Source organism: Streptomyces marianii (genome assembly GCF_005795905.1).
Classification (GTDB): Bacteria; Actinomycetota; Actinomycetes; order Streptomycetales; family Streptomycetaceae; genus Streptomyces; species Streptomyces marianii.
In genome coordinates, this window is record NZ_VAWE01000001.1 from 6,888,045 (window position 1) to 6,904,650 (window position 16,606).

The window sequence follows — 16,606 nt, forward strand, 5'->3', positions numbered from 1 at the left end:
GGACGCCGGACCGCCGGCCGGGCCCGGGATCCCGGCGCGTCCGGCGTCCGGTGAGGCACCCCCGGCATCCGGCCCACCCCCGGCGTCCGGCCCGGCGAGCCGCTCGCCGCCGGGCCGGCGGCCCCGGTCCGCCGCACACAGGCGCCGCCGCGGGCCGGGGACGGAGCGACCGTCCGGCGGACCGCCGCTCCCGGCTCGCGGGGCGGGTGGGGGGAATCACAGGAGCGAATCACATGGGGGAGAATCACATCACTCCGCGCCCGACCGACCTGGCGCCGAAAAACTAACACCGCTAGTTTGGGCTGCGGTCAGCTCTTGCCGTGCCCGAAGGAGTAGCGGATGAAGGCCCACGACGGGATGTACATCGGTGGCGCGTGGCGCCCCGCCGCCGGTGCCGACACCATCGCGGTGGTCAATCCCGCGGACGAGCAGGTCATCGCCCATGTCCCGGCCGGCACGCCGGAGGACGTCGACGCGGCGGTGCGTGCCGCCCGCGACGCCTTCCCCGGCTGGGCCGCCACCGCGCCCGCGGACCGCGCCGGGCGCATCGCCGCGCTCCGCGACGTGCTCGCCGCCCGGCAGGACGAGATCGCCGCGACCGTCACCGCCGAGCTCGGTGCCCCGGCCAGGCTCGCCCAGACCGTCCACGCCGGCCTGCCGGTCCTCGTCGCCGGCTCGTACGCCGAGCTGGCCGCCTCGTACGACTTCGAGCAGGAGGTCGGCAACTCCACGGTGCTGCACGAGCCGGTCGGCGTCGTCGGCGCGATCACTCCGTGGAACTACCCGCTCCACCAGATCGTCGCCAAGGCCGCGCCCGCCCTCGCCGCCGGCTGCACCGTGGTGCTCAAGCCCGCCGAGGACACCCCGCTCACCGCCCAGCTCTTCGCCGAGGCGGTTCACGAGGCAGGGCTGCCGGCCGGCGTGTTCAACCTCGTCACCGGGCTCGGGCCGGTCGCCGGTCAGGCCCTCGCCGAGCATCCCGGCGTGGACCTGGTCTCCTTCACCGGTTCCACCGCCGTCGGCCGCCGCATCGGCGCGACCGCGGGCGGCGCGGTCAAGCGCGTCGCGCTGGAACTCGGCGGCAAGTCCGCCAACGTGATCCTCCCCGGAGCCGATCTCGGCCGCGCCGTGAACGCCGGGATCGCGAACGTCATGTCCAACTCCGGCCAGACGTGCAGCGCCTGGACCCGGATGCTGGTGTACAGGGACAGGTACGAGGAGGCCGTGGCCCTGGCCGCGGAGGCGGTCGCCAAGTACGTACCCGGCGACCGCCTCGGCCCGCTCGTCAGCGATCGGCAGCGGGAACGCGTCCGCGGCTTCATCGAGCGCGGCGTCGCCGAGGGCGCCCGGCTCGTCGCCGGCGGCCCCGAGGCGCCCTGCGAGACGGGCTACTACGTCTCGCCGACCGTCTTCGCCGACGTCACCCCGGAGATGACCATCGCACAGGAGGAGATCTTCGGCCCGGTGATCTCGCTCATGGAGTACGAGGACGTGGACGACGCCCTGCGGATCGCCAACGGCACGGTCTACGGGCTCGCGGGCGCCGTATGGGGCGAGCAGGACGAGGCCGTCGCCTTCGCCCGCAGGATGGACACCGGCCAGGTCGACATCAACGGCGGTCGTTTCAACCCGCTGGCCCCCTTCGGCGGGTACAAGCAGTCGGGCGTGGGCCGTGAACTGGGCACGCACGGCCTCGCCGAGTATCTGCACACCAAGTCCCTGCAGTTCTGAACCGGGAGACAACCACCGTGGTCCGCGCCGCAGTCCTGCCCGCCGTCGGCTCCGCCCTGGAGATCACCGGCATCCGGCTCCCCGAGCCCGGTCCCGGTCGGGTGAGGGTCCGCCTCGCCGCCGCCGGGGTCTGCCACTCCGATCTGTCCCTGTCCAACGGCACGATGCAGGTGCCGGTCCCCGCCGTCCTCGGGCACGAGGGCGCGGGCACGGTGGTGTCCGTGGGCGAGGGCGTCACCCATGTCGCCCCCGGCGACGCCGTGGTGCTCAACTGGGCGCCGTCCTGCGGGCGCTGCCACCACTGCTCCATCGGTGAGGTGTGGCTCTGCGCCGGTGCGCTCAAGGGCGCCGGTGCCGTCCACGCCGTCACCGAGGACGGCACCGAACTGCATCCCGGGCTGAACGTCGCCGCCTTCGCGGAGGAGACCGTCGTCGCGGCGAACTGCGTGCTGCCGCTCCCGGAGGGAGTGCCGCTCACCGATGCCGCGCTGCTCGGCTGCGCGGTCCTCACCGGCTACGGCGCGGTCCACCACTCGGCCCGGGTCCGGGAGGGGGAGTCCGTCGTCGTCCTCGGCGTCGGCGGGGTCGGGCTCGCCACCATCCAGGCGGCCCGGATCGCCGGCGCCTCGAAGATCGTCGCCGTGGACGTGTCGCCGGGGAAGGAGGGCCTCGCCCTCGCCGCCGGGGCCACCGACTTCGTCGTCGCCTCGGAGAACACCGCTCGCGAGGTCCGCGGGCTGACCGGCGGGCAGGGCGCCGACGTGGCCGTGGAGTGCGTGGGCCGCGCGGTGACGATCCGCACCGCCTGGGACTCCACCCGGCGGGGCGGGCGGACCACGGTGGTCGGCATCGGCGGCAGGGACCAGCAGGTCACCTTCCACGCCCTGGAGCTGTTCCACTGGGGACGTACGCTCTCCGGCTGCGTCTACGGCAACTCCGACCCGGCCCGGGACATCCCCGTGCTCGCGGAGCACATCCGGGCCGGCCGGCTGGACCTGAGCACCCTCATCACCGAGCGGATCGGCCTCGACGGCATCCCGGCCGCCTTCGAGAACATGCTCGCGGGCAAGGGCGGCAGAGCGCTCGTGGTCTTCCCGTAGGCGAGTTCCCGTGGGCGAATCGCCCGGGGAGCTCCGTCAGCCCGCGCGGACGGCGATCCCCGGGTACTCCAGGGGGAGTCCGGACTCGTCGTAGACGATGCGGGACGAGAAGCCGGAGGCGGGCGCCCGGTAGTCGTAGCAGGTGTGGGTGCCCCGGTCGGTGGTGCGGGTGTAGGTCTGCTCCAGCCGCTCCACGGTGAGGTCGAGCGCGCGCACCCACGCGGCGGGCGCGGACGCCTCGGTGCCGTGGGGCAGCGCCATCCTGCGCACGGGCAGGGCGTTGGTCATGGCCGACGCCTCCAGGTCGACGTCGAAGCAGCCGTCGAGGTACGGCGCCCGTTCGCCGTCGACCGCCCAGTGGCCCGAGCCGTCCGACTCCAGCAGCACCGTGCGGCTGCCGGAGGGCGATCGGCCGTGGACGCGTGCCGTCCGTGTCCGCCACGTCGTGTCCAGTTCGATGTCGTACTCGACGGCGAAGGCATCGCCGTCCTCCGAGACGGCCGCGTAGCCGTCGATGCGCCGGCCGGCGTCCGTGACCCGGAAGAACGCCACCTCGAAGCCCTGCCTGGAGTCCTGGTGGAGCCAGGCCGCGGTGGCGGGCGGATGCGTGAATTCCACGGGCTCACCCTGGCACGCCCCACTCGCTACTGACGGGTAATGATCGAGCAAAAAGTCCTGCCGCGTCACCCGTTGACCTCCATACCATCCGGTCGGTACGGTCCCCGCACCCTTCGTCCCCCGCACCCATCGGAGTGTGCACGCATGGACACGGCACCCCCTGCCCCGCCCGCCGGCAACCCACCGGAGACCGCTCCCACCGACCGGCACCGCCGACGCGTGGCCGGTGCCGCCGCCCTGGCCTCGGCCGTCGAGTGGTACGACTACTTCGTCTTCGGTATCGCCGCCGCACTGGTCCTCGGCGACCTCTACTTCCCGGCGGGCAGCCCCTCGGCCGGAGTCCTCGCCGCCTTCGCGACCTTCGCCGTCGGCTTCCTCGCGCGTCCCGTCGGCGGGATCATCGCCGGACAGTTCGGCGACAAGCGCGGCCGCAAGCCGATGCTCGTCCTCGCCCTCACCCTCATGGGCCTCGCCACCACCGGCATCGGCCTGCTCCCGACGTACGAGACCATCGGCGTCGCCGCGCCGCTGCTCCTCGTGCTGCTCCGGGTGATGCAGGGCCTGGCCGTCGGCGCCCAGTGGGGCGGCGCGATGCTCATGGCCACCGAGTACGCGCCGGAGGGCAAGCGCGGGCTGTACGGCAGCCTCGTCCAGCTCGGTGTGCCCATCGGCGTGGTGACCGCCAACACCGTGTTCCTCGCCGCCGGCGCCCTCACCGACGACGCCGCGTTCGCGTCCTGGGGCTGGCGGGTGCCGTTCCTGGTCGGCTTCCTGGTGCTCGGTCTCGCCTGGTACATCCACGCCCGGGTCGAGGAGACCCCCGAGTTCCGCGAGGCCGAACAGGCCCTGGCCGAGAAGGAGAAGAACGAGCCCCGCTCACCGCTGCGGACCATCCTGCGCCGGCACCTCGGAACGGTCCTCCTGGCGGGCGGCTCCTTCGCCGTCAACACCGCGACTTTCTACATCATCATCACCGGCGTGCTGGACTACTCGACCCGCGAACTCGGGATGGAGCGCGAGGCGGTGCTCACCGTGTCCCTGTGCGTGAGCCTCACCCAGCTGGCGCTGATACCGGCGTCCGCGGCCCTCTCCGACCGCGTGGGCCGGCTGCGCATCTACGCGGCGGGTGCGATCGGGCTGCTGGTGTGGGCGTTCCCGCTGTTCCTGCTGATCGACACCGCGTCGCTGCTGTGGCTGGCCGTCGGTACCTTCGTCACCAGCTGCTTCCTCAGCATCATGTACGGGCCCCAGGCCGCCCTGTTCGCCGAGCTGTTCACCCCCGAGATGCGCTACACCGGCGCCTCGCTCGGCTACCAGATCGCGGCCGTGTTCGGGGGCGGCCTGGCCCCGTTCGTCATGGTGCTGCTGCTGGAGGCGTCGGGCACGTCGATGGCCGTCTCCGCCTACATCACCGTGCTGGCCGTCGTCGCGCTCGGTTCGATCAGGGTCCTCGCGAAAAGGGCGGCTGCCCGGGAGTGACACCCGGCGCCCCGGCCTTCCCGTACGCCGGTCCCGCCGGACCGGCGTACGGGAGCGCGGGACCGCCCGGCCCGCCGGGCGGACCGCGCGGCTGCTCTCGTGCCGGGCCGTTGCCGTGCCGGGCTGCTCTCGTGCCGGGCCGTTGCCGTGCCGGGCTGCTCTCGTGCCGGGCTGTTGCCGCCGCGGTGTGCAGCAGGCCTCCGGGCCGACGGCGCCGGTTCCGCAGCCTTGCGGGACGGGACCAGCTGGTGCCGCGTCAGGCGACGTTCGCCCCGTCGCGACGCCCGGCACGGCGACTCACGGCGTTGCCGGATGAACCGAGCAGGCCCACTGCGGGGTCGATCCGGCGCCTTGCGATCTTCCCCTCGGCGGGAGGGCCTGGGGAGACCCCACCCCCTCGGCCCGGAGGGCCGGGGGAGGCCCCATGCACCAGACGCCGCAGGCCCCGCCCTACGGGCGGACGGAGCTACTTTCGCAACACGCCCTAGTCTAGGCGCGGTCCGAGGGGGCGGCTCCCGTCCGCTTCGTCCGCGCGCCCGCCTCGTAACGCGCCGCCAGTCCGTCCAGCAGGGCGCGCAGCCCCGTCTCGAACGCGCCCTCGTCGACCTTCTCCTGGTGTTCGGCGAGGAGGTGCGCCTGGCCCAGGTGCGGGTAGTCGGAGGGGTCGTAGGCGGTCGCGTCGTCCACGAAGCCGCCCGCGAACGAGCCGAGGGCCGAGCCGGTGACGAAGTAGCGCATCAGGGCGCCGATCTGGGTGGCCTGGGCGGCGGGCCAGCCGGCGCGGACCATCGCGCCGAAGACCGCGTCGGCGACCTTGAGGCCGGCGGGGCGTCGGCCGGGGCCGCGGGCCAGGACCGGGACGACGTTGGGGTGTTCGGTCAGGGCCGCCCGGTAGGAGAGAGCCCAGTCGTGCAGCGCGGTCCGCCAGTCGCGCGGGTCGGACTCGTCGAACATCGACAGATCGACCTTGGCGCTCACGGTGTCGGCCACGGCGTCCAGGATCTCGTCCTTGTTGCGGAAGTGGTTGTAGAGCGAGGGGCCGCTGACGCCGAGCTCCGCGGCGAGGCGCCGGGTGGAGACCGCGTCCAGGCCCTCCGCGTCCACCAGCGCGCTCGCCGCCGCGACGATGCGCTCTCGGCTGAGGAGGGGCTTGCGCGGTCGGGCCATGCGGCACATAGTAGGCCCCGCCGAGCAGAAACTAGCAGTGTTAGTTAAAAGTGGGGTGGCCTGTGGTGAACCTGGAGCTGAGCGAGGAGCAGCGGGCCGCGCGCCGGCTCGCGCGTGACTTCGTGGAGCGTGAGGTCGCCCCGTACGCCGCCGAGTGGGACCGGGCCGAGAACGTCGACAGGGCCATCGTGGGGAAGCTCGGCGCGGTCGGCTTCCTCGGTTTGACGATCGACGAGGAGTACGGCGGTTCGGGCGGCGACCACCTCGCGTACTGCCTGGTCACCGAGGAACTCGGCCGCGGGGACTCCTCGGTCCGGGGGATCGTCTCGGTCTCCCTCGGCCTCGTCGCCAAGACCGTCGCCGCCTGGGGGAGCGAGGAGCAGAAGCGCAGCTGGCTGCCGCGTCTCACCACGGGCGAGGCCCTCGGCTGCTTCGGGCTCACCGAGCCCGGCACCGGCTCCGACGCGGGCAGCCTCACGACCCGCGCCGTGCGGGACGGCGACGCCTATGTGGTCAACGGCTCGAAGATGTTCATCACCAACGGCACATGGGCGGACGTCGTGCTGCTCTTCGCCCGCACCGGCGGCGCGCCGGGCCACCGCGGCATCTCGGCCTTCCTCGTCCCGGCCGACAGCCCCGGGCTGACCAGGCGCACGATCCACGGAAAGCTCGGCCTGCGCGGCCAGGCCACCGCCGAACTGGTGCTTCAGGACGTCCGGGTGCCCGCCGGCGCGATGCTCGGCCCGGAGGGCAAGGGCTTCTCGGTCGCCATGTCCGCTCTCGCCAAGGGCCGGATGTCGGTGGCCGCCGGCTGTGTCGGCATCGCCCAGGCCGCGCTCGACGCCGCCGTCGGCCACGCGGCCGCGCGCGAGCAGTTCGGCAGCCCGATCGCCTCGTACCAGCTGGTGCAGGAGCTCATCAGCGACATCGCCGTGGACGTGGACGCGGCCCGCCTGCTGACGTGGCGGGTCGCCGACCTCGTGGACCGGGGCCGGGACTTCGCCACCGCCGCCTCCCAGGCGAAGCTCTTCGCCTCCGAGGCGGCCGTCCGCGCCGCGAACAACGCCCTGCAGGTCTTCGGCGGGTACGGCTACATCGACGAGTACCCGGTCGGGAAGCTCCTCCGCGACGCACGGGTGATGACGCTGTACGAGGGCACCAGCCAGATACAGAAGTTGATCATCGGGCGTGCCCTCACCGGGGTGTCGGCGTTCTGAGGGGCCTGCGCCGCACCGGCGCGCCCGTCCGCCGGCGTGCGACCGCCCCGCCCGCGCGGCTTCGCCCGGGAAGCCGCGCCGATGTCCTAAGCGCTTGCTCAGGTTCGGGGTATGGTGTTCGTCCCGCACTCACAGGGACGGCGGGCAGAAGGGGTGAGCCATGACTGCGGCGCAGGACACGACGGCCGAGGACGTGCCGTGGGGCGAGGTCGCGCCGGAGGCCGCGCGCAAGCTCCTCGTCGCCGCCGTCGAGGCCTTCGCCGAACGGGGCTACCACGCGACGACGACCCGGGACATCGCCGGGCGGGCGGGCATGAGCCCGGCCGCTTTGTACATCCACTACAAGACCAAGGAAGAACTGCTCCACCGGATCAGCCGGATCGGGCACGACAAGGCGCTCGAGGTGCTGTCGGCCGCTTCCGGGAGCGGCGGTACACCGGGTGAGCGGCTCGCCGAGGCGGTGCGCTCCTTCGTCCGCTGGCACGCCGGCCGGCACGACACCGCGCGCGTGGTGCAGTACGAGATCGACGCCCTGTCCGAGGAGCACCGGGCGGAGATCGTGGAACTGCGCCGGCGCAGCGACGCCGTGGTGCGCGAGATCCTGCGCGACGGCGTGGAGTCGGGGGAGTTCGACGTCCCCGACGTGCCCGGCACCACGCTGGCGGTGCTGTCGCTCTGCATCGACGTGGCGCGCTGGTTCAACGTTCGGGGGCGCAGGACGCCGGAGGAGGTCGGCGAGCTGTACGCGGACCTCGTCCTGCGCATGGTGTCCGCACGCCGGTAGCGGTCCCGGCCGGGGCGGGGTCTCCGTGCACCCGGGGCGGGACCCCGGCGGCCGGCAGCGCGGATGGCGGCCGGCGGAACGGAAGTGGCGGCCCTCCGCGGGCGGTCCGTCCCGGAGGGCCCGCCCGTGACGCGGGAGGAGTCCCCTTGCCCAGCAGGAGCCGGGAGAGGTCCCGTGGCTCAGAAGAAGTAGCGGGACACCGACTCGGCGACGCACACCGGCTTGTCGCCGCCCTCGCGCTCCACGGTGACGACGGCGGTCACCTGCACGCCGCCGCCCGCCTCCTCGACGCTCCGGATGGCCGCGCTCGCCCGCAGCCGTGAGCCCACCGGGACGGGGGCGGGGAAACGGACCTTGTTGGTCCCGTAGTTGATGCCCATCCTCATGCCCTCGACCCGCATGATCTGCGGGACGAGCGCCGGTAGCAGCGAGAGCGTCAGATAGCCGTGCGCGATGGTCGTCCCGAACGGCCCGGCGGCCGCGCGCCCGGGGTCCACGTGGATCCACTGGTGGTCGCCGGTGGCCTCGGCGAAAAGGTCGATCCGCTTCTGGTCGACCTCCAGCCAGTCGCTGTGCCCCAGCTGCTCGCCGACCCCGGCGGCCAGTTCCTCGGCGGACGTGAAGATCCTCGGCTCGGCCATGTCCCTGCCTCTCTCACCTTGTCCCTGCGCGCATCTAAGCGACTGCTTAGCATGGTCGGGTCGGAGGCGTCTGTCAACGGACGGCCGCGGGGCCGCACCCCTACCGCCGGGGCCTGGCGCGCCTCTCCGAGGCCGGCCGCGTCGAACCTGGGAACGCACCGGGCAACCCGCACGTGCGCGGCGCTCTCGCCCACTGCGCCCGCGGGACATGCCGTCAGCCGGCTTCGGACGTCCTCTCCCGCGGCACCAGGGCCAAGCTCAACGCGGTCGCCATTACGATCACCGCCGTGACCAGCAGGACCACGGCTGCGCTGAGCCGGCCGTCGTGCAGCAGCCACGCACCGGCCAGACCGCCGGCGAACATGGCCGCCACCGAGGCGGCCCGCCGGACCCGGTTGCCCGCGCCGGACGTGATGCGGGCGTCCATCGCGAGCAGGGAACCTCCGATCAGCGCCGTGAACGCCCGGGTCATGACCGTCGTCGGCATGCCCGGCATCCCCACGCGGAGCGCGGAGACGTTCCGGGTACCCATGGCCAGCGCCACGAGCCCGGTCACCATGTAGTGCCGCCCGCTGAGCGATTCGCCGTTCCGCTCGAGCCCCCAGGCCAACGCGGCGGCGACCGCCAGCACCACGCCCTCGGCGAGGAGCGCCTCCCGGAACCACCGGTGGCCCCGTACCTGTGACCTCGACTCGAACCGCGCGGAGAGCGCGGCCCCCACGGTGAACCCCGCCAGCGAGGCCAGACACGGTGCGGTGGACAGTTCGGCCACTCCGGCCAGCGCGAACGACAGCAGCAGCATGGTGCCCGTCTGGACTGCTGTGAACACCGGTCCCAGCACGAGGAAGCTGACCGCCTCGACCATCCCCGTCGTCAGCGTGAGAGCCACCATCGCCCACGTCAGGAAGGGCCCGTGTTTCACCTGCACCCGCCGAGTCTCCGCCCGCCCCGCTCCGGCCGGGACCCATTGCGCCGACCGTGGGCCCGGACCGCGGCGTACGGTGCGGCGGTCCGGGCGGACGTGCTCCCGGGCCGGGGTGCACGGCCCCCGTACGCCACCCGGACGGACAGGGGCGCACGGTGGCCCGCACCCCCGTGGCGGGCCACCGTGCGCAGGACGGTCACTCGTACTCGGTGCCGCCCTTGCGGGTGAGATAGGCCGGGCTGACGCACTTGGCGATCGCCCTGCCGCCCACCACCGGGCTCCAGCGCTCGGTCACGGGCCGGACGACGACCCCCTCGCGCGGATGGAGCTCCGCGCCCGAGACCGTCTCCCGGCCGCTCGCCGGCTCGAGCACCGTGTCCGGTGCGAAACGGTCCTTCGTACAGGCGCGGCACCAGGGGGAGTTCCGATGTCGACCCACGGCAGCAGATCGGGTGCCGGCTCCACGTCGCCGCTCATCGTGGGCGGGATCGGCGGCGACCACTTCGTGATGCCGAGCAGTTCCGCGAAGTCGGTGCCCTCGGCGGCGGCGCGCTCCAGGTCCGTGCCGGCGAGGGCCTCGGGCCTGCACACGATGCCCTGCGACAGCTCGCCGCGCAGCCGGACCGCCTTCACCCTGTCGGACGTCTTGCCGGCCAGCCGTCCGGTCAGGCCCAGTTCGTCCACCAGCGCTGCCGGGAGCACCGCCTGCTCGGGGATGTAGACGGCGACGTCGCCGCTGCGGTAGGCGCCCTTGGCGACGACGGACCGGTACAGACCCACCTGGGCGAGCTGCAGGGCGTCGACGTTCGGATGCTCGTGGACCGTAAGCGGCTCGGCGGTGACGCGCAGCGTCGACATGGTCGGGCTCCTCGGTCGGGTGTCGCATCGGCCCCAACTCTCGCCGTACGCAAATCCGATGGGCGAACGAATTCCCGTCTGCTAAAGGCTGTCCGGGAACACCGCGGGCCCCGTCCGGGCGGTCGAGGGGGCGCGCCCTGCGTCGGGGTCCGGGCCGGCACGCGGCGCACGGCAGGTGACGCGGGGGCGGGGGTCGCCCGTGAACCCGGCCCGCCCCTCGCGCCCTCGCGCTACGCCACCGACGCCAGCTGCCTGCCGGGTGCCTCCTTGGCGGCCCTCAGCGCCTCGTGCGTGAGCACGGGCTGGGGCACCACGATCCCGCAGCGCGAGCACACCGGGCCGAACCAGGGCTCCTGGTCCAGGTCGTGTCGCCAGACGATCCGGCGTTCCGCGCACACCGGGCAGACCGCCGCGGGAGCCGCCTCCAGCGCGGTGATCAGACGGCGCAGCACATCGGCGAGCGGATCCGTCGGGTGCACCCGGGGGTCGTCGCACCGGGCGATGCCGTTGCCGCCCCAGGTACGCCGGTGCCAGTCGTCGAAGGACCCCGGCCGCCGCAGACCGTCGTGCTTCTCGCGCCTGCGCCGTGCCGCGAAGTCCCGTTCGTACGCGAGCCACACGGCCCGCGCCTCCTCCAGTTCGTCGAGCGCGGCCACCAGCCGCGCCGGATCGGGATCCCTGTCGTCGGGCTCGATCCCGTGCCTGGAACACAGGTGGTCCCAGGTCGCCCGGTGCCCGTAGGGGGCGAACCTCTCCAGGCACTTGCGCAGTGAGTAGCGCCTCAGCGCCAGATCGCACCGCGGGTCGCGCACCTGTCTCGCAAGACTCCGGAATCCGGCCATCGCACTGCCACCTCCGTCGCTCGAACAGCGTCGCTGGTACTTCCGCGTCAAGGAATGGACGTACGAGTACCCCGTCCGGCTCCATCGAACATCCGTACAGCGAGATATGCGTGGCGATTCGGAAAGACCGGCGTACCGGCGCAGCGAACCGGCCGCGGTGGCCCGGGGGAGACTGATGACCACGTCGCAGCGGCCGGCGGGCGGTGCCGGGAGGTGCCGGATCCCTCCCGTGGCCGGGTGTTCGCGATGGACGGCGTCGGGCGGCGCGCGCCTCGACCGGCCCCGCCTCCGCCGCGCCTCGGAGGGAGCGGGGCCCGGGTTGGTGGCCGTACGGGGTCCACCCGGGCCAGGGTGCGCCCGTGCGTGCCCGCCGGCCGGGCGGGGGCCCGAGCGTGAACGTCCGCACCCGTTCGCCCGGTTCACGGGGCTCGTGGGCGCAGAACGCTCCGCGTCCGACGGCGGTTCCGGCGCTCACGCGGGCACGGCCCGGGGCGTCCCGCGCGAAGGTGCCCGGAAGCCGTGGGCCTTGACGGGGTTTGGCCGATTAACGGCCCACAAGCGGAGACTTGCGCACGAGTCCGCGATACCGCGATCCCGCGAGTCCGCGATCCCGCGATCCTGTGGTGCCGGAGGGCCCGCGGGCACCACGCCAACCCCTCCGCAGCGGGGGGCGACCCCTCACCGGTACAGCAGATACCCCCGTCGCACCGCGCGGAACGCGGCCAGGTCCTGCTGCCACGCCCCGACGACCTCGTCCGTCCCGGCGCCCGCGTCGACCATCGTGCGCACCAGCGCGGAACCGGTGAGCTTGTCGATCCAGTTGTCGGGCCGCCAGGCGAAGCCGCTCCAGCCGCGCTTCGCCGTCACCAGCAGCCCGATGCCGGTGCGGACCGGGTCGAACGCCTCGCGGTCGTGCACATGGAGCTGCACCCCGCCCACCGTCTTGCCCTGGAACTTGGAGAAGGTCGGTGCGAAGTAGGCCTCGCGGAAGCGCACCCCGGGCAGGCCCAGCGCGTTGGCCGCCGCCGCCCACGCCCGGTCGATGCCCTCCGCGCCGAGCAGTTCGAACGGGCGGGTGGTCCCTCGCCCCTCCGACAGGTTGGTGCCCTCGAAGAGGCAGGTGCCGGAGTAGACGAGCGCGGTCTCCGGCGTCGGCATGTTGGGGCTCGGCGGCACCCAGGGCAGCTCCGTGGCGTCGAAGAAGTCCTCCCGCCGCCAGCCCGACATCCGCACCACGTCCAGCTCCGCCGGCGCGGTCAGGAACTCGCCGTTGAACAGCCGGGCCAGTTCGGCGACGGTCATCCCGTGCGCCTGGGCGATCGGCTCACGGCCGACGAAGGTGGCGAAAGCCTTGTCCAGGACCGGTCCGAGGGCCGCGCGCCCCGTCACCGGATTGGGCCGGTCCAGCACGACGAACCGCTTCCCGGCCAGGACCGCCGCCACCATGCAGTCGTACAGCGTCCAGATGTAGGTGTAGAAGCGGGCCCCGGCGTCCTGGATGTCGAACACGACCGTGTCCACGCCGGACGCGATGAAGATGTCGGCGAGCGGCTGCCCGCTCTTCAGGTACGTGTCGTAGACCGGGAGTCCGGTCGCGGGGTCGTCGTAGCGGCCCTCGGAGCCGCCGGCCTGGGCGGTGCCGCGGAATCCGTGCTCCGGTCCGAAGACGGCGACCAGGTCCACCCGTTCGTCCGCGTGCATCACGTCGACGACATGACGGGTGTCGCGGGTGACGCCGGTGGGATTGGTGACGACACCGACCCGCTCGCCGGACAGCAGGCGGTAGCCGTCGGCAGCGAGCCGTTCGAAGCCGGTGCGCACCCGGCTCCGCCCGCCGTGCGCCGTCGCGGTCGCGGCGGCGGAGGCGGTCGCGGCCAGGGCTCCGGCGGCGCCTCCCGCGGCCAGCAGACCCCTTCTGGACAGGCTCATCCCACTACCTCCGTGATAGCTACAACTGTCATGGTCATGAACGCTAGCGCGGGCCCGTGTCGTGGGGAACGCTCCCGGCGCGACGTCCGCCACGGCCCTCTTCCGCGTGCACATACCGACTGGTTAGTCTGCCGTTCTGAGTGAGCCGCGACGGAGAGGCAGGTCCGATGAGTACGGTGCAGGGCGCGAACGTGGTGGTCACCGGCGCGGGCGGCGGCATCGGCGCCGCGCTCGCCCGCCGATTCGCGGCGGAGGGGGCACGCGTCGTCGTCAACGACATCGACCCCGGCAGGACCAAGGCCGTCGCGGACGGGATCGGCGCCCTCGCCGTCCCCGGCGACGCCTCCACCGTCGTCGACGAGGCCAGGGAAGCGCTCGGCGGCACCGTCGACGTCTACTGCGCCAACGCCGGACTCGCCTCGCCCGGCGACGCCCTCGCCGACGAGGACGTCTGGGCCTCCGCCTGGGACGTGAACGTGATGGCGCACGTCCGCGCCGTGCGCACGCTGCTTCCCGGCTGGCTGGAGCGTGGCAGCGGCCGGTTCGTCTCCACCGTGTCCGCCGCCGGACTTCTCACGATGATCGGCGCGGCCCCGTACAGCGTCACCAAGCACGGCGCGCTCGCCTTCGCCGAGTGGCTGTCGCTGACGTACCGTCACCGCGGCCTGAAGGTCCACGCGATATGCCCGCAGGGCGTCCGCACGGACATGCTGACCGCGGCGGGTTCGGCGGGCGAACTCGTCCTCGCCCCCGGCGCCATCGATCCCGAGGACGTCGCCGACGCCCTGTTCGAGGGCATCGAGACGGACCGCTTCCTCATCCTGCCGCACCCCGAGGTCGCCGGTTACCATCAGGCCCGCGCCGGCGACCCCGAGCGCTGGCTGGGCAGCATGAACCACATCCAGCAGAAGTGGGAGGGCACGGCCCGATGACCGCCTCCCCCTACGCGGCCCGGCCCTGGCTCTCCCAGCTGACCGACGCCCAGCGCGCCCCCGTGCACCCGCCCACGAGCGTCGTGCACTCCTTCCGCGCCGCGGTCGGACGCGCCCCGGACCGCACGGCCCTCGCCTACTTCGACGGGCGCCTCAGCTACCGCGAGACCGACGCGCTCTCCGACTCCGTCGCCGGCCGTCTCGCCGCCCGGGGAGTGGCCCCCGGCGACCGGGTGGCCGTGATGCTGCAGAACACCCCCCAGTTCGTCCTCGCCCTGCTCGGCGCGTGGAAGGCCGGGGCGACCGTCGTCCCGCTGAACCCCATGTACAAGTCGGCCGAGGTCGCCCATGCCCTGGAGGACTCGGGCGCGACGGTGCTGATCTGCTCCGACCGCGCCTGGGAGACGCATCTGCGCGACACCGCCGCGGCCAGCCCCGTCCGGTTCGCCGTCACCGCCTGCGAGCTGGACCTCCAGACGCGCGACGACGACCGCGTCCTCGGCTTCGAGCGGCTGCCTGCGCCCCACGACACCGACGACCTCGTCACCGTCGCCCGCGCCGGGCTCGCCGCGCCCGAGGGCCGGGACCCGGCCGCCACCGACGTGGCCCTCATCAGCTACACCTCCGGCACCAGCGGCCGGCCGAAGGGCGCCATGAACCTGCACGGCGGCATCACCTTCAACGCCGAGCGCCAGCGCAACGGCCACCCCGTCCCCGAAGGCGCCTGCTACTTCGCCCTGGCACCGCTCTTCCACATCACGGGCATGGTGTGCGAACTCGCGGCCTGCGTGGCCAACGCGGGCACCCTCGCGCTCGCGTACCGCTTCGACGCGGGCGTCGTCCTCGACGCCTTCCTCGAACACCGGCCCGCCTACACCGTCGGCCCCTCCACCGCCTTCATGGCGCTGGCCGCCCATCCCGGCGCCGGCCCCGACCACTTCGCGTCCTTCGCCGTCGTCTCCTCCGGGGGCGCGCCCGTGCCGCCCGCCCTGGTGGAGAAGTTCCGCGCGGGCTTCGGGCCCTACATCCGCAACGGCTACGGGCTCACCGAGTGCACTGCGCCCTGCGCCTCGGTGCCTCCCGAGAAGGAGGCCCCGGTCGACCCCGCCTCCGGCACTCTCTCCGTCGGCGTCCCCGGGCCGGACACCGTCGTACGGATCCTCGACGACAACGGCGACGAGGTCCCGTTCGGTGAGCACGGCGAGATCGCCGTCCGCGGACCGCAGGTCGTGCCCGGCTACTGGCGGCTGCCCGAGGCCACCGCGGCCGGCTTCCCCGACGGCGAGCTGCGCACCGGGGACATCGGCTTCATGGACGCCGACGGCTGGCTCTACGTGGTCGACCGAAAGAAGGACATGATCAACGCCTCGGGCTTCAAGGTCTGGCCGCGCGAGGTCGAGGACGTCCTCCACACCCACCCGGCCGTCCGGGAGGCGGCCGTCGTCGGCGTGCCGCACGCCTACCGGGGCGAGACCGTCAAGGCGTACGTCAGCCTCCTGCCCGGTACGGCCGTCGGCCCCGACGAACTCGCCGGATACTGCGCCGACCGCCTCGCCGCGTACAAGTACCCGCGGCAGGTGGAGATCCTGGACGAGCTCCCGAAGACGACTAGTGGGAAGATCCTCAGGCGGGAACTGCGTTCCCGCACCTGAGACAGCGCCGCGCCCCGGCCACGAGGGGACTTCGGCGCACGGCGACCGAGCGGAAAGGCGGGTGGCGGCAATGGCCAGGACGACGGACGGGAACGGCACCCCCGTCCCCCAGAGGCTGCTGGCCGCCGCCACCCGGCTCTTCGCCGAGCAGGGCTACGACCGCACGTCCGTCCAGGAGATCGTCGAGGCGGCGGGCGTCACCAAGGGCGCCCTCTACCACTACTTCGGGTCCAAGGAGGACCTGCTCCAGGAGGTCTACTCCCGGGTCCTGAGACTCCAGCAGGAGCGCCTGGACGCCTTCGCGGAGGCGGACGCCCCCGTCGACGAACGGCTGAGGTCGGCGGCCGCCGACGTGGTCGTCACCACCATCGAGAACCTCGACGACGCCTCGATCTTCTTCCGTTCGATGCACCATCTCAGCCCGGAGAAGAACAAGCAGGTCCGCGCCGAGCGCCGCCGCTACCACGAGCGGTTCCGCGCACTCATCGAGGAGGGGCAGGAGAGCGGGGTGTTCTCCGACGCGACCCCCGCCGACCTGGTGGTGGACTACCACTTCGGCTCCGTGCACCATCTGTCCACCTGGTACCGCCCCGACGGCCCGCTCAGCCCGCAGCAGGTCGCCGACCACCTCGCCGACCTGCTGCTCAGGGCACTGCGTCCCTGACACCCCGCGGGTGCGGTCGGCGTGGGGCGCCGGAGGGCTCAGGCCCTCCGGCGCCCCACGCCGGAGG

General features: G+C 73.2%; 14 protein-coding genes and 1 pseudogene. 8 read left to right on the forward strand and 7 right to left on the reverse strand.

Going from position 1 to position 16,606, the window contains the following annotated elements:
* Positions 1 to 339: 339 nt before the first annotated feature.
* Complete coding sequence (locus FEF34_RS31185; RefSeq protein ID WP_138056140.1) at positions 340 to 1,731, forward strand: aldehyde dehydrogenase family protein; 1,392 nt, start codon at positions 340 to 342, stop codon at positions 1,729 to 1,731.
* Between the two features lie 17 nt (positions 1,732 to 1,748).
* The gene (locus FEF34_RS31190; protein WP_138056141.1) at positions 1,749 to 2,831 is read left to right on the forward strand and encodes a Zn-dependent alcohol dehydrogenase; all 1,083 of its coding nucleotides are present in this window, start codon (positions 1,749 to 1,751) and stop codon (positions 2,829 to 2,831) included.
* Positions 2,832 to 2,867: 36 nt separating this feature from the next.
* Here the strand turns inward: FEF34_RS31190 and FEF34_RS31195 are convergent, their stop codons facing one another.
* Positions 2,868 to 3,449 (reverse strand): putative glycolipid-binding domain-containing protein, encoded by a 582-nt coding sequence (locus tag FEF34_RS31195; protein WP_138056142.1) that lies wholly within the window; start codon positions 3,447 to 3,449, stop codon positions 2,868 to 2,870.
* Positions 3,450 to 3,593: 144 nt separating this feature from the next.
* Here FEF34_RS31195 and FEF34_RS31200 point away from each other — a divergent pair, with 144 nt between their 5' ends.
* Entirely contained in the window at positions 3,594 to 4,928 is a 1,335-nt protein-coding gene (locus FEF34_RS31200) for an MFS transporter (protein ID WP_138056143.1), read from the forward strand.
* A gap of 489 nt (positions 4,929 to 5,417) precedes the next feature.
* Here FEF34_RS31200 and FEF34_RS31205 read toward each other — a convergent pair whose 3' ends face one another.
* Positions 5,418 to 6,095: a TetR/AcrR family transcriptional regulator gene (locus FEF34_RS31205; RefSeq protein WP_138056144.1), complete on the reverse strand. Its 678-nt coding sequence runs from the start codon at positions 6,093 to 6,095 to the stop codon at positions 5,418 to 5,420.
* A gap of 62 nt (positions 6,096 to 6,157) precedes the next feature.
* Here FEF34_RS31205 and FEF34_RS31210 point away from each other — a divergent pair, with 62 nt between their 5' ends.
* Complete coding sequence (locus tag FEF34_RS31210; RefSeq protein ID WP_171053168.1) at positions 6,158 to 7,312, forward strand: acyl-CoA dehydrogenase family protein; 1,155 nt, start codon at positions 6,158 to 6,160, stop codon at positions 7,310 to 7,312.
* Between the two features lie 160 nt (positions 7,313 to 7,472).
* On the forward strand, positions 7,473 to 8,096 hold the full coding sequence (locus FEF34_RS31215) for a TetR/AcrR family transcriptional regulator (RefSeq protein WP_138056146.1): 624 nt from the start codon (positions 7,473 to 7,475) through the stop codon (positions 8,094 to 8,096).
* A gap of 179 nt (positions 8,097 to 8,275) precedes the next feature.
* Here FEF34_RS31215 and FEF34_RS31220 read toward each other — a convergent pair whose 3' ends face one another.
* The 5 genes and pseudogenes from FEF34_RS31220 to FEF34_RS31240 form a co-directional block, all read right to left on the reverse strand.
* Positions 8,276 to 8,737: a MaoC family dehydratase gene (locus FEF34_RS31220; RefSeq protein ID WP_138056147.1), complete on the reverse strand. Its 462-nt coding sequence runs from the start codon at positions 8,735 to 8,737 to the stop codon at positions 8,276 to 8,278.
* Positions 8,738 to 8,951: 214 nt separating this feature from the next.
* Positions 8,952 to 9,665, reverse strand: a complete 714-nt coding sequence (locus tag FEF34_RS31225; protein WP_234042622.1) for a YoaK family protein — start codon at positions 9,663 to 9,665, stop codon at positions 8,952 to 8,954.
* A gap of 193 nt (positions 9,666 to 9,858) precedes the next feature.
* A pseudogene (locus FEF34_RS31230) lies at positions 9,859 to 10,520 on the reverse strand (RNA ligase (ATP)).
* A gap of 230 nt (positions 10,521 to 10,750) precedes the next feature.
* On the reverse strand, positions 10,751 to 11,362 hold the full coding sequence (locus tag FEF34_RS31235; protein WP_138056148.1) for a hypothetical protein: 612 nt from the start codon (positions 11,360 to 11,362) through the stop codon (positions 10,751 to 10,753).
* 678 nt (positions 11,363 to 12,040) lie between these two features.
* Positions 12,041 to 13,291, reverse strand: coding sequence for an exo-beta-N-acetylmuramidase NamZ family protein (locus FEF34_RS31240; RefSeq protein ID WP_138056149.1), 1,251 nt, complete (start codon positions 13,289 to 13,291; stop codon positions 12,041 to 12,043).
* A gap of 167 nt (positions 13,292 to 13,458) precedes the next feature.
* On the opposite strand from FEF34_RS31240, the gene FEF34_RS31245 reads away from it, so the two are divergent.
* From FEF34_RS31245 to FEF34_RS31255, 3 genes are all read left to right on the forward strand, one after another.
* The gene (locus tag FEF34_RS31245; RefSeq protein WP_138056150.1) at positions 13,459 to 14,223 is read left to right on the forward strand and encodes an SDR family oxidoreductase; all 765 of its coding nucleotides are present in this window, start codon (positions 13,459 to 13,461) and stop codon (positions 14,221 to 14,223) included.
* Complete coding sequence (locus tag FEF34_RS31250) at positions 14,220 to 15,875, forward strand: AMP-binding protein (RefSeq protein ID WP_138056151.1); 1,656 nt, start codon at positions 14,220 to 14,222, stop codon at positions 15,873 to 15,875. The genes FEF34_RS31245 and FEF34_RS31250 overlap by 4 nt, the downstream gene beginning before the upstream one ends.
* 70 nt (positions 15,876 to 15,945) lie before the next feature.
* Positions 15,946 to 16,539 carry a TetR/AcrR family transcriptional regulator gene (locus FEF34_RS31255; RefSeq protein WP_138056152.1) on the forward strand — a complete coding sequence of 198 codons (594 nt, stop codon included), beginning with the start codon at positions 15,946 to 15,948 and terminating at the stop codon, positions 16,537 to 16,539.
* Positions 16,540 to 16,606 lie beyond the last annotated feature (67 nt).

Bases quoted from the DNA above. Each gene is read 5' to 3' on its own strand.
- FEF34_RS31215 (WP_138056146.1), top strand. From the start codon at position 7,473: ATGACTGCGGCGCAGGACACGACGGCCGAGGACGTGCCGTGGGGCGAG.
- FEF34_RS31185 (WP_138056140.1), top strand. From the start codon at position 340: ATGAAGGCCCACGACGGGATGTACATCGGTGGCGCGTGGCGCCCCGCC.
- FEF34_RS31245 (WP_138056150.1), top strand. From the start codon at position 13,459: ATGAGTACGGTGCAGGGCGCGAACGTGGTGGTCACCGGCGCGGGCGGC.
- FEF34_RS31255 (WP_138056152.1), top strand. From the start codon at position 15,946: ATGGCCAGGACGACGGACGGGAACGGCACCCCCGTCCCCCAGAGGCTG.
- FEF34_RS31250 (WP_138056151.1), top strand. From the start codon at position 14,220: ATGACCGCCTCCCCCTACGCGGCCCGGCCCTGGCTCTCCCAGCTGACC.
- FEF34_RS31200 (WP_138056143.1), top strand. From the start codon at position 3,594: ATGGACACGGCACCCCCTGCCCCGCCCGCCGGCAACCCACCGGAGACC.
- FEF34_RS31240 (WP_138056149.1), bottom strand. From the start codon at position 13,291: ATGAGCCTGTCCAGAAGGGGTCTGCTGGCCGCGGGAGGCGCCGCCGGA.
- FEF34_RS31235 (WP_138056148.1), bottom strand. From the start codon at position 11,362: ATGGCCGGATTCCGGAGTCTTGCGAGACAGGTGCGCGACCCGCGGTGC.
- FEF34_RS31205 (WP_138056144.1), bottom strand. From the start codon at position 6,095: ATGGCCCGACCGCGCAAGCCCCTCCTCAGCCGAGAGCGCATCGTCGCG.
- FEF34_RS31220 (WP_138056147.1), bottom strand. From the start codon at position 8,737: ATGGCCGAGCCGAGGATCTTCACGTCCGCCGAGGAACTGGCCGCCGGG.